The sequence below is a fragment of the Kitasatospora sp. NPDC089509 genome, assembly GCF_044749365.1.
Lineage (GTDB): Bacteria > Actinomycetota > Actinomycetes > Streptomycetales > Streptomycetaceae > Kitasatospora.
The window spans coordinates 1-12,220 of sequence record NZ_JBIVHS010000051.1 but is presented as its reverse complement, the minus strand read 5'-3'; the positions used below and the strand labels follow the sequence as shown (position 1 = coordinate 12,220).

Sequence of the window (12,220 nt, the reverse complement as noted above, 5' to 3'; positions counted from 1 at the left end):
TCTACCGCTGGGACCGCTGACCGCCCGCCGCGCTCCGCAGTCCCGTCTGGGCCCGCCCCCGGCCGTGCGCCGGGGGCGGGCCCATGTGCGCGTCCGGGGCCGACACGCCCCTCTACCATCCCCCTGGGCATCTCTGTGTCCGTTGACAGTGCCGAAGCGTCGGCAGCTGGGCAGGGTAGGGCCGGCGGGTGATGCCGAGGATGCAGGTGGGGCAGTCCAGGTCGAAACCGGTGATCCGGGTGTACTGGGGGTGGTCACGGTGAAGGTCGCGGGCCGGGGGCGGGTGACGTTGTGCGGGCCGTGAACCACCGCCTGCGCATCCCTTTTGGGCGCTCAGGGAGCGGCTTCGCTCGTGGTGATGGCGTATGTGGCATCAGACGGAGGCAGGGGTGAGGCGCTCGAAGAGGTTGCGGACGGCGGGTGCGGACCAGTGATGGCGGAACTGTTTGTGGAAGCGGCGGATAAGGCTAGCTGGCATGTGGGGGTTGAGGTCCGCGATGCGGTGGGCAATATGGACGGCGCTGTCGATGTCGTTGAGGGCCATGTATGCGTCGGTTGTGTACACCAGGGCGCGGGTGATGAAGATGGACGACGGGTTGAGATGTGAGAGGGCGCCGTCGGAGAGACGTTCGAGGTGTTTCAGTGCCTGCCGGGGTTTGCCGAGGCGCAACCAGACCGTGCCTGCGGTGATGGAGAGTGGGCACTCGTCGGCAACCGAGAGAATCGGCGAGTCCTCGCACGGTGCCTCAGTAAGGTTGTCGAAGGCACGGTCAAGAGCCCTAAAGCTGGCGGTGGAGTCGAGCATTCCGGCACGGGCGCGGGCTTCCTGGGTGTGGAGGAGCAGGGCGGCCTGCTGCGTCGCGTTCGGATTGATGGAACGTGCGGCTTCGATCAGGGTGAGAGCGTCCAGGGGGGCGCCGTTGTTGTTGTGCTGAATGGCCAGCACACACAGGCTTACTGCGGCGTGCACGGGGCCCCCCGCGGTTGAAGACGCCTGCACGGCGGCCAGCAGGTAGCGTTCGGCCTGAGCCGTGTCACCAAGCGTGCTATGGACGACCCCGCACAGGCCAGCGAGGTCCGCGGTGAGATGCAGGAGCCGGGAACTGGTGCCGGTGTCGTAGGCGCTATCAGCGAGGGTGGCCGTGAGCAGCCTCAGGTCGGTGGTGGCGAAGGCCAGGAGTGCGGTGGGGGCGAGCTGACGTACCTCGTCCGGTCCGATGGCTCGGGACTCGAGCATTGCGACGGTGCCCGGGTGAAGTGGAGCACCGGATTGCGCGCGCGGGCGAGACGAGGCGACGGTGGCGAGGGCACGACGGATGAAGGCGGCAAGGGCTTGGCCGGTGACCGTGGGACGGGGCTCTGGGCTGCGGTCGGCTGGCGAGCTGGGAAAGCCTGGGGGTCTGGCCGGCGCGTCAGTGTCCCACGAGGTGGTTTCGGCGGTGGCGAGGCGGAGGAAGTCGGGCCAGCCGAGGGCGGATAGTAGGTGCGGGGGTATGCGGTGGATATGGGCGATGGTGAGCTGGATGGTGTGTCCGGGCGCATCGGTGCTCGATTCCCGGATGGCTGCTCTGGCTTGACCAGAACTGAGGGGGCCATGGCCGAGGGCTCGGTGGGTGTCCGCCAGCAGTTTCGCATAGCCGTTGGTACTCAGTCCCACGCTCTCGCGCGCTGCTTGTAAAGGATGTCGCGCCATGACGGTGTTTCACTTTCAGGTGTTAGTTCGTAACTGCGCCCCAGTAGACGCTACCTGCTCGTGTAGGGGGCTGTGCCACTGGCATCGACGGTGTATGGTCGTATTGCTATTGGTATGGACCAGCCGACGGTCCTTTGCAGGGGAGGGCAGCCGTGCCTGCTTGCGGTGTGCAGCGGGGCTCTCCGGGTGCTGGTGGGTGGGGGTCTGCGTACATCTTCGGTGAGGCGGGCCGTACCTGGGGTTTCGCGGGGGTGGCGTCAGCCCGGTGCCGATTTTTCAGCGAGCAGGTCGAGCATGCTACGGACTGCGGGAACGCGGGAGTACCGCCGAAATGCCTGTCGCTGACGCTGGGTCAAATAGGAAGGTATTCGGCTGAACAGCGTGGTGGCCTGGATCACGCTATGAGCGGCCGCGTCGACCTCGCCTATGGCCAGTTGTGTGCGGGCGGCGCGTTGAAGGGCGTTGGCGGTGTAGAGGAGTGGCTGCGTGGTGGCCTGCGCAGGGAGTGCCCCCCGGAGCAGGTGGTTGAAATGTTCCAGGGCCTGCTTGTGCCGTCGTAGGGCGGACAAGGCTCTGCCGCTACTGTGAGCGAGCCACTGCTCGTCGAGATCGTTCCAGAGAGCGTTGTCGTCGCTGCCGATGGTGAGCGCTTCCGTGGCACGGTCCAGGGCTCGCAGGCTGCTGGTGGAGTCGTGCATGCGTGCGTGCGCGTGGGCTTCCCTGGCGGAGATGAGCGCTTCGAGACGGGGGGTGGGGCGTGGTACGAGGCTGCGTGCGGCGGCGTTGAGGGCGAACGCGTCCCGGGGATTACCGGCGTGGGCGTGGCCGGCGGCTAGGTTGGCCAGTGCCGTGGCCGTTCGCAGGGGTGACCCTGCGAGGGCCGCGGTACGGACCGCCAGCAGTCCATACCGTTCGGCCAGTGTGTGCTCTCCGAGGTTGGCCTTCACTGCGCGGCAGAGTTCGCTGTTGAAGGAGGCGACCAGGAGCAGTTGCGGCCTGCCTGGGTCGTCGTAGGGCATTTCGGTCAGGAAGCGTGCAGTAAGGCCGAGGTCGGCCTGGGCGAGGTCGTAGGCCGTCAGCGGATCGCCGCCACGCCACCAGTCGTGCAGATCGCGCGCGTTGCGCGTGAGCTTCTCGGCGACGGGACCGGGGTGGCTGGTGGTGCGGGCCGGCGGGTCGAGCGCGGAGCTGAGCGCTTTGCGAGCGAACTCCATGAGAGGACGTCCAGTCACCTCGGGGCTGGGCGTGTGCGGGGCGTGGTGTGGCAGGGAGTTCAGTGCGACCAAGGTGCCCTCGAACGTCCACGGTGAACTTAGCGCCTGGTTATGGTTGGCCAGGTTGAGGAAGTTCGGCCAGCCATGCTGTTTGACCGCCTGCTGGCTGACGCCGTGAATAGCGGCGATGGCATGGCAGGTAGGGAGTTCTGGTACCGTGCCGGATTCCCAGCGTGCCACGTTGTTCCCGGACTTGACGGTGCGGGGGTCGCGGCCCAGTTGCTCGGCCACTAGGCGCATGTATGCGATCTCGGAGAGCCCTAGAGATCCCCTGGCGACCCTTAACGGGTGCGGTGGCGTGGGTGAGTTGACGTGTCGCTCGTACATGGGCCTATCGGTGCAAGCGGGAGGATGTTACTGGATGGTAGACGATCATGTCGCCCATGCAGTTGCCTGTCAGCCCCACTGCCGGCCTGCTGTAGTACTAGTTAGGTTGCCCTAAGTATGTTCTAGGGCCTTGACCTTCAGCCGGTCAGAGGGGCCGGAAGACATGATTCCCCGCGAGGTCCAAGGGAGCAGTGGCCGCTGCGTGGCACTGGTCGCACGGTGGCCGCCGAAGGGATGTGGGCCTTAGTCGAGACGCCCTTGAGTTGCGCCGTGAAACGGGGTTGCCTTTCTGCCGCGGCCAGCGTGGGCTGCCGTGCCACCGCGCGGGTGCCTGCCAGCCCTGGGTGGTCGGGGCGAGCGGCGTCGCGTGGGCATTGCTCTGGGCAGTGAACGACAGCGTGCAAACGATCAATCGCCGGTGCGCGAGCCATCTTGGATGACGAAGGGAGAGGTCTGTGGATGGAGCTGAGCACCCGTCAATGAGTGCCGTTCCGGCTGCGGATGCCGAGCGGGTGCGCTGGCTCCTCTATCTGAAGGTCTCGATGGGGGACGGGGTGACCGGCCGGAGGCCGGCCATCCTGACTACTACGGTCAGCTCGCCGAGAACGGGAACCGATGAGCGCAGCGGGGTGGGCCACGGACGCGTGGGCAAGGCTGAAAGTCGGACGGATGCTGCCGCAGTGGGCGACGGATGTCCTGCTGTCGTCGGCCGCGCTGGTCGATGCTCTCGTGAAGGCTCTGAAGGTGCACGACATCGAGGGGGACTGGCCGTACACGGGCCTCTACCTGGACTTGACAGCGACGCTCCTGGGCTCTACTGCCGCGCTCGCCCTGTTGTTGCGCAGACGGCAGCCGACTCTGGTGTTCGCGCTGATTCTCTTAGTAGTACTCGTGACGGAGGGATACAACATGCTGGCCATGTTGGTGATTCTTTACACGCTCGCCGAGCGCTCGCTGCACAGGGCGCTGGTCGGCGCGCCGCTGTACGTCGCGGTCACGACTCTCTACGTCTGCTACCAGCAGGCCACTCTTCCGTCGGAGCTCCTGCCCACCCCGCTCTTCTGCGTATACCAGCTGACCAGTTCGGTCATCGCCGCCTGCGCGGCGGTCTCACTTGGACGGCTGGTCAGCAACCGTCGGGAGCTTGCCCGGAGCCTGGCCGAACTCCACGACGCCCAGGAGCATCAGCGCGAACTGCACGCGCAGGCCGCCCTGGCGCGCGAACGGGTCCAGCTGGCGCGGGAGATGCACGACATGGTGTCCCACCAGGTCAGCCTTATCGCGGTACAGGCCGGCGCCTTGCAGGTCGGTGCCAGCTGCGATGACACCGAGCAGGCCGCACGCACGATCCGGAAACTGAGTGTCGCCACCCTCGACGAGCTGCGGCACATGGTGACCTTGCTGCGTGCCTCCGGCGGCCGGGACACTGAGATCACCCAGAAGCTCACCGGGAAGCAACTCGCGGACCTGGTGGCGGGCAGCAGCCTGGACGCCCGTCTCCTGGGCACGATGCCCGACGACGCCAGCCCCGCCGTTCAGCGAGCCGTGTACCGGATCGTCCAGGAGGCCCTTACGAACATACGCAAGCACGCCCCCGGTGCGAGCGCCCTGGTGGAGATCCAGCAGCCGGGGGCAGGGCTGGAGGTCACCGTGACTAACACCCCCGCGACCCGACCCCGGCTCCAACTACCGGGCTCTCAGGCCGGAGTCATAGGGCTACGGGAGCGGGCCGAGAGTCTTCGGGGAACGCTGACCTACGGCCCCACGCCCGACAACGGCTATCGAATCCACGTCGTGTTGCCCGATCGCAAGCACTGATCGGCCGACAGACCGCGGGGCTGGACGGCCTGGATGGGCTGTGGCACCTGGAGCCGGAACGGAACTGCTCCTACCGCCGCCCTCTTGCTTACCTCGCCGCTGGCGGAACCCTCGCTGGCCTGTCCTGGCCAGGACACGGATCGTTGGCCTGTGCCCTGCCCCGTCCGCCCGGCGGCGCGACGGCGGTGTGCACCGGCGAGCTCGGGCCAGTGATCCCGCGCACCTCCCGTCGGCGCCGGGCCGGCCGCTGGACGGCCACCGCATCAAGAACGAGGTTGACTACTCCCGCAGGCCGGAGAAGATGGCGGACTGTGTGTGACCGACGGCCAGGACATCATGACCGTCTCCTCCCACAACAGTGCCATCTACCAGCAGTTCCTGCAGAAGGTCGAGGAAGTGAACCCGGCTGGCGACATCATCGTGGTCACCGACGACCTGTTCTCCCACAACAGTACGCTCACTCACAAATGTTATGAAGCCCGCCTGCGGGGGGCGTCGCTTCGAGTAGTCACCACGATGCCGGCGGCGAGAAGGACGAGGTTCTTCACGACGAACTCGCCTGTCATGGAGAGAACGAGCGGGTTGCCGTGTTGGAACGCCGACCATGGCATGAAAACGAGGACGCCGAATGTGCCGGTCATATGCGCAACCAGAAACGGTAGAACCTTCTTGAGTATTCGGCCCAAGACGATCCACAGCCCCAATGCCACTTCGAACCAGCCGAGGGCCCCGACGAACCAGTCAGGCGTGGGGAAGGGTGCGGTTCCCACGACGAGCGCTGCCGCAGGGCTGACGCCCGCAGCCTTGAGCGCCCCGAACCATACATACACCAGGCCCAGGCAGACACGCAGGGTGGTCAGGGCGAGGCCATGGAGCAGAGGGAAGGGATCTCCAGCCAGACTGCGTTGGGACACTCGTGACCGAAGGCCGGAGGAGGCCTTATCATCTGTGCGCGAACCAGTAGTTCGCTGGAATTTGGACAAGATGGTCTCCAAGTGTTTATGTTGTCCAGCAGTAAAGAGGGTGGAATGTCGCTGTCGCGGTTCCGCTGGCCTCCTGGCGTCAACCAGAGGGCTCCATCTGCCTCAGGTACTTGGGCCCAGAGGTTTTCTTACGGGTCAGTGCGCGGCGAGATGAAGATGCCTGCGATGTGGAGTACGGGCAGGCCGACCGTGGCGGTCTTCTCGTAGCAAGTGGCCAGGAAGCGGCAATTCTTCAGGTGATTGATACAGCGTTCGACGGTGTTGCGTTGTATGCAGGCCTCGCGGTCGGAGGCCGACAGTCCGCCACCATGACGGTCCAGCGTTTGCAGTTGGCGCTCTGTTCTCGGTGGACTGCGGGATCATCACTCGGATTCCGCGTACTGCTGCTTGTGGATAGCCCTCTAGGAGCAGGCCGGGTCCGCCAGCACCACGGAGGGCCGAGTGCGCGGCCTACCCGTTCCTCGAGCTCCCTGCAGGGCGGGCCGTGACGCGCTCGAAAGGGGGAGCGTCGCCAGCCCGCCCGAGCGTGAGGCGGAAGCACAGCGAGCGGCAACGGCCGTCCACGGCGAGGCGAATCTCCGTGTTCAGCCCGCCGCGCCAGCGCCCGATGGCGTGGTCGCGCGGCTTGTCGGCCGAGGCCCCTTTTGGCGGGCCCCGGCCGCGTTCTGCTGGGCGTGCCCTCTCATGACATCGACCGCGACGACTCACTCAGTCCAGGGCGGCTCTCGGCGTCAGCCTGGGCGAGCAGTATGGTGAAGCCCTGCTTCCAGTTGCGGTCGATCGCTTGGTTCCGCAACTGGGTGTAGGCGCCCCTCCATGCGCCGTACTCGGTGGGCAGGTGCATTCACTGCAAGCCGGTCTGGACCTTTCTTGTGGTCGCGTCGATCACCTGCCAGCGGTCATGCCACTACCCGTCCCACTTCGGCGTTCGGTTGGGCGACAACGGCTCCACCCGTGCCCACCACGCTTGGCAACGGCATGGCCGACCAGTGATCTGATGATCATAAAAACAGCTCTAGGCATCCCTGGTGTCTAACCTGCCAGCGACAAGTTCGCGGAGGGTCGTGATCGCGGGGGTGAAGGCATAGAGCGCTCCCTCTGTGCGGACGAAGGCGTCGAATGTAAGGGGCACAGAACCACGCGCGGTGTCGAAGCGCACGTCACCCCTCTTGCCGATCACGGGATCCGCTCCGCTCTGATTCTGCGGGAAGTTTGCATTGTTGATCCAGGAGCGCTGAAGAAACTCGAACTGCCTCTCCAGGTCGGCCTGGTAACTGACGAACACCAGGCCACGCGGAGCGTCCGTGCCTTTGGTTCCCTGCGCAGCTGCAGGATCGAATGCCGGCCCAAAGGGGATGCCCCGGCGGATGAGGCGACGCTCATCCGCAATCTTGAAGTCCAGCGAACCGTCGTCGCGCTGCGCGAGGCCGGCCCTGGGATTGGTCTTGCGCAAATGGGAGAAGAGCGGGGTGATGAGGCCGGCCTGGTCGTCATGGAAGTCGATGCTGTTGTCCGCTGTCGCACCGGCGGCGGGAGGGACGTCGGCCAGGGGGCAGCGGGCGACTGGGGTACCGGAGGGCCAGCGACCCACGAGCCGGGCGGCGAGCCAGCCGTCGGTGACCGCGGCAGGTGCTGCGCCCGCCTTCTTGAGTGCGGCGAGCTGGGGCCCGAGCTGAGCGCGCCAGCCCGGGACGTTCTGGGCCAAGCGACGTATGACCTGGAACGATCCGTTGGTGGCCCAGCGGGGAAGTGCCGGCCGGACGCCGTTGGCTCCGACAACGAACTGTTCGGGCGGCAGAATCCGCGTCCCCGGCCTGCCGAGGGCGTCGTGGCCGTTGGGATCCGCCGCGTCGAAGCCGCGCACGGCGGGCTGGCTGACACCGTCGGCGAACCCGAAGTGCTCGTGACCCCTGAGTGAGCCCGGCAGGGTCGCCCCGTCCTGTTGGAAGAACACCGAGACGCAGTTGTCGCCAGCAAGCTTTCGATGACGGTGAACGGTGTTGGCCAGGTGAGCTGGGTCGTCGGAAGCGAGGGTTAGTACGGCATCGATGACTGGCCCGCTCGGGGCACCGAACAGCCAGTTTTGTGGCGCACTGGTCTCGATGTCGCCTATGTCTTTTGAGCGCTTGGCCGGGCCCTGCCGGAAGGCGTCGGCGCCTGTCCGTGGGAAGGGCTCCTTTCCTGCCAACAGAGTCAGACCTCGGTAGGTGAGGCTGAGTCCCGTCCAGTCCGCCACGAGCCCAAGGGGATCATGGCCGCCGGCCTGCTTTCGGGCTTCGCTGAACTGGGTGTTGAAGGCGGCAACCTGGCGAGTGCTGGCGATCTCCGGAAGGACCCGCCCGAGCCATGCACGTGCGGTCGTTGCGTCCCGGAAGCCAAGCATCAGAAAGGACGCCTGGTCCTTACGGAAGCCTGCCAGGACGTCTCCCTGGATGTCGTCGCTGTTACGCAGCGGCAAGTCCCCTTCCGGCACTGCTCGGTTCTGTGTCTGCAGGGTTGTGGTTGGCTGCGCATGGGCTGCTGTCACGCCGGCCATCGTCAGCCCGGCCGCGCCCAATGCGGAGAGCCCCGCTGCAGTCACCGTTCGGCGGGTGGGCATCATTGGACCGGCTTCGCGGGCATGGTTCGTCTCAAAATCTGGCGACATGTCACTTCTCCCTTGTCGAATGGGTTTCGGATTGCGTGTTCTTGGCGGATCTGCCGAGGCAGGAGCGACGGACCTGCCGCATCTGGCAGGTCGAGGCAACCAGCGGCGGGAGTGCCCAGCACGGAGCCGCTGGCAGGCTCGCGAACTGCGGACCGCCGTCCTGACATGGTCCGTGCCGGCCGGGCGCGACTCGGTTGGCACACGGGAGCATGAACAACCACTTCCTGCTCTTCAGGCTGCGGGCTGGTTCATCGAGTCGTCCGCCTGCGGTCGTGGCGGACTGAGTTCCATCGGGCTCGCAGCCGGCCCCAAGGAGATCGAGATGATCGAAACCTGGCCGTCCGCCAGGATCTTGGCGGTTTTGTCCACCTCGCTCCTGGCCATCCCGGCGTCCTGTTGTAGTTGTCCCGTCGACCGGGACTGTGGAGACGGCCAGGTGGATCAGGTCGCACTGCTTGTCGAGGTGGCTAGGCTCAAGGAACCGTGGCCGTCGAGTTCCGGGAGAGCCACGTTCATGCGAGTGCCGCCCGCACCCACCTTGTTCAGATAGCGGGCGTTGTCGGAGTAGGCGCTCTCGTGGGTACCGAAGGCGGCCGCGCTTCGATGGGTGTCACCCTTGACGTTCAGCACCTGGCGGTTGGCACTGACCGTGCTGATCAGGCCACGTGATCGGGGGCAGGCGCAGGCGTGAACCTTCGCCGCGGCGCCCTGCGTGGGGGCGTAGCCGTCGGCGAACGGCTACGAGGACCGGTGCCGACCGCGTGAGAGCAGGGCGGGGCCGGCCAGGTCCGCCAGAAGACCCTCCGGGTGCGCATTGTTGGGCAGGTCGGGCTGGCCGCGACCGACATCTCCCGCGAAGCTGGGATGCTGCCGTCCTAATGTGAGTGGGCCACCACGGGGGCCCGGTGCTGGGCAATGCCACCCAGGGAAGGCCGCGCCAGGTCTGGCCGCCTGGGCAGGCATGGCGCCGACACGGAGCAGCTAGACGCAAAGGTCGAGACAAACATGTTGCAGGCCTTACCAAGGCGGAGGTTTATTTTGACGGGATCATCCTTCGGCATGGTCATTCTTCTCTCGTCCCGTGCAGGCTGGTTTTGAGGATGCTAAAGGCGCATGCCCCCGGCCGTGAAGGGAGTCAGGGGGTGCTTTCCATGTGTCTTTCTCCGAAGGGTATGGCTCGTTTCGAGCGAGGTTTCTGATCAAGGAGTGGCGGCTGCTGAGCGTCCTGGTAGCGCTTTGTTGATCTTGCCAGCGGTTACGTAATTCCCCAGGATCTTCATGATCAGCGTCACGTAATTCCCCACCTGGGCTGAGGTCGTGACCGGGCCGCTCGACGGCCGAGTATGCGGCTGGTCCGGTCAGTCAAGGGCGCCTTCGGCGGCGCTCCACGCTGGCCTTACGGCCACCCTGGACAGCCCTGACCAGCTTGAACGACGGTCTGGCTATCGGGTGGCCCGGGAATCTCTGGTGCCCTGGGGAAATCGACGCACGGTCATCGTCTCCATGTCCATGACGGTCACGTCACCCTCGTCAGGGCCGCCGATCTGTCCTCATCGACAGCGAGCCCGCCCAAGAGCCCTATTCGAGCCTGAGTCTCCATCGGGTCCGGACTTCCTTCGGCACCTCGTGCACCCTGGACCGGCTGCTGCCCCAGCGGCTAACAACGCAGCCCACTCGACCAATCAGGCGCATGGCGCGAGCGCCTCGGCGCCGTCATAGTGCCACAGCTGGTGCAACTGGCAGGTCGGCTTCTGGATCAATCGCGGCCACCGTGCGACCTCCAGGGGCCGGGGCTTTCCCTCGAACAGCCCGCCTGTATCCGAGCCGCTTCCCGGCGCTCACCTCCCAGCGCGCTCAGCCTGCCCCTATCCCATAGATCTCATGCACCAGCGGATGCAGCCACCGCCCCAGACTTATCAGGCAATTGCACAGATTCACCCCGGCATGCCCAACTCGGGGATGAAAAGCTCTCTGTCTGGCGATCAGGATCTACTCTGCGTATACCGCTTGCTGCCGGGATCGCCACCTATCACTATTTGACAAAACGCAAGATTCTCAGTGTCACTAGATGATGAAATGCTTTGCATCGTGGCCAGCGTGCTGGATGCTTCCGTGAGTCGCTGGATGGAATGGCTGCACAAGCCAGCATCGTGTGACGTATCACGCCCTGTATATCCGGATCGGAGAAGGTCGTATGACGCTCGATACCGACAACAACGTGCACGTAGCCAATCGCACCGACCAAAACATCTATGTCCTGCCGCTGCCTGATCGCTCCTGGGCGCTTGACAACGTGTTCGTCGACTCGGCGATCGCCGTCGCCCTAGCCGAGGCCTCTGCCTCCTCGGAGATGCCCGTCGCTTCGGCGACGTTCGGCAATCTGATCAACACCCTCGGCGACATGCACCCCACGGAGCGACTCACCGCGGCGGTCAAGCTGGACTCCATCGGCATAGAGCCGGGAGATACGGCGAACATGTTCGAGCGGTTCCGGCGCAATCCGGCGTACACCAGCTCGATTGCACGAGTGCTTGATCATGGGTCGGTGGACCTTCTCATCATGTCGGAAGACGGCAAGATCGCACAGTTCAGTACCGACCCAGAACACTCGTGGATCGCCACCGACACCGGTGTGGTGCGCGCCCTGCCTGGCGCCCTCGACATTGCCGATGGCGACTCCGGGTCGTTCGAGTGGAACGCACAGCAGACAGCGGACCGGCGCGGTTCGGACAACACCTAACTGATCGCCTCAGAATGAGTTGAGCCGCGTGCCTTGCGCTCGACGATCTTGATCGGCAGGGTGTCCGGGCGCATGCTGATCTTTTCCGGATGACCTATGGGGGCGGGTGGCGCCGTTGCTGCCACCCGCCCCCGAACGGCGCCACTGCCATCCCGGGTGAATACGTGTTCCTGACAAGGCGGCTCTCGCCAGCTGCGGGACTGGACCGAGGCAGGCGTCTGGCCGAGCCTGCATTCCACCCTGCTGACCGAACCGCGCCGCGCGGACGCGTTGGATCTGGACGACCGCGCCGTGGACGGCTCGCATGTCCGAACTCTCAAAAGGGTGACCACGTTGGCCCCTCGCCCGTCGACCGTGTCCGCCCCGGCTCCAAGCACCACCTGATCGTTGATTGCCATGGACCTCCGCTCGCTGTCACACCCACCGGCGGCAATCGCCACGACGTCACCCAACTGCTGTCGCTGCTGGACGCCGTCCCGACGATCCTGCGTAGAGAGGGCGTTTCGGCATGGACCGTGAGGGCCGGTTTCCGTGCCCCGGCACGGCGTTCCCACCCGTCGAACAGCATTGACGTTTCGACCCACCGGTTCGGTTACGTCAATCGGGCGATCGATCACGACCGTCCGCTGCGCCTCTTCGACATGCCGCGCCCCCGCAGCACGCGAGCCGGCCGTCAGCCGAACGCCACATGAACGGAGTGACCATGGACGCGCTCTCCCGCCGAACCCTGCTGGCCGC

The 12,220-nt window shown here is 65.7% G+C and carries 8 protein-coding genes and 1 pseudogene; 3 read left to right on the top strand and 6 right to left on the bottom strand.

Annotation, left to right across the window (positions count from 1 at the left end; all coding sequences use genetic code 11):
* Positions 1–373: 373 nt before the first annotated feature.
* Positions 374–1,657 (bottom strand): hypothetical protein, encoded by a 1,284-nt coding sequence (locus tag ACIP4P_RS44905; RefSeq protein WP_400930268.1) that lies wholly within the window; start codon positions 1,655–1,657, stop codon positions 374–376.
* A gap of 293 nt (positions 1,658–1,950) precedes the next feature.
* Complete coding sequence (locus ACIP4P_RS44900) at positions 1,951–3,198, bottom strand: hypothetical protein (RefSeq protein WP_400930265.1); 1,248 nt, start codon at positions 3,196–3,198, stop codon at positions 1,951–1,953.
* A gap of 765 nt (positions 3,199–3,963) precedes the next feature.
* Between ACIP4P_RS44900 and ACIP4P_RS44895 the strand changes: the two genes are divergently transcribed.
* Entirely contained in the window at positions 3,964–5,112 is a 1,149-nt protein-coding gene (locus tag ACIP4P_RS44895; protein ID WP_400930262.1) for a sensor histidine kinase, read from the top strand.
* 470 nt (positions 5,113–5,582) lie between these two features.
* On the opposite strand, the gene ACIP4P_RS44890 is transcribed toward ACIP4P_RS44895, so the two are convergent.
* From ACIP4P_RS44890 to ACIP4P_RS44875, 4 genes are all read right to left on the bottom strand, one after another.
* Entirely contained in the window at positions 5,583–6,107 is a 525-nt protein-coding gene (locus ACIP4P_RS44890; protein ID WP_400930260.1) for a hypothetical protein, read from the bottom strand.
* A gap of 1,003 nt (positions 6,108–7,110) precedes the next feature.
* Positions 7,111–8,742, bottom strand: coding sequence for a Dyp-type peroxidase (locus tag ACIP4P_RS44885; RefSeq protein ID WP_400930257.1), 1,632 nt, complete (start codon positions 8,740–8,742; stop codon positions 7,111–7,113).
* Positions 8,743–8,973: 231 nt separating this feature from the next.
* Positions 8,974–9,126 carry a hypothetical protein gene (locus ACIP4P_RS44880; RefSeq protein ID WP_400930254.1) on the bottom strand — a complete coding sequence of 51 codons (153 nt, stop codon included), beginning with the start codon at positions 9,124–9,126 and terminating at the stop codon, positions 8,974–8,976.
* A 57-nt stretch (positions 9,127–9,183) separates the two neighbouring features.
* Positions 9,184–9,372 (bottom strand): hypothetical protein, encoded by a 189-nt coding sequence (locus ACIP4P_RS44875; protein ID WP_400930251.1) that lies wholly within the window; start codon positions 9,370–9,372, stop codon positions 9,184–9,186.
* Positions 9,373–10,936: 1,564 nt separating this feature from the next.
* Between ACIP4P_RS44875 and ACIP4P_RS44870 the strand changes: the two genes are divergently transcribed.
* Together ACIP4P_RS44870 and ACIP4P_RS44865 are read left to right on the top strand one after the other, a co-directional pair.
* Positions 10,937–11,482: a hypothetical protein gene (locus ACIP4P_RS44870; RefSeq protein ID WP_400930248.1), complete on the top strand. Its 546-nt coding sequence runs from the start codon at positions 10,937–10,939 to the stop codon at positions 11,480–11,482.
* 85 nt (positions 11,483–11,567) lie between these two features.
* Positions 11,568–11,982: pseudogene (locus tag ACIP4P_RS44865) on the top strand (transposase); the annotation flags it as partial.
* Positions 11,983–12,220 lie beyond the last annotated feature (238 nt).

Excerpts from the sequence above, each read along its gene's own strand:
- ACIP4P_RS44895 (WP_400930262.1), top strand. The coding sequence starts at position 3,964 with ATGCTGCCGCAGTGGGCGACGGATGTCCTGCTGTCGTCGGCCGCGCTG.
- ACIP4P_RS44885 (WP_400930257.1), bottom strand. The coding sequence starts at position 8,742 with ATGTCGCCAGATTTTGAGACGAACCATGCCCGCGAAGCCGGTCCAATG.
- ACIP4P_RS44880 (WP_400930254.1), bottom strand. The coding sequence starts at position 9,126 with ATGGCCAGGAGCGAGGTGGACAAAACCGCCAAGATCCTGGCGGACGGC.
- ACIP4P_RS44870 (WP_400930248.1), top strand. The coding sequence starts at position 10,937 with ATGACGCTCGATACCGACAACAACGTGCACGTAGCCAATCGCACCGAC.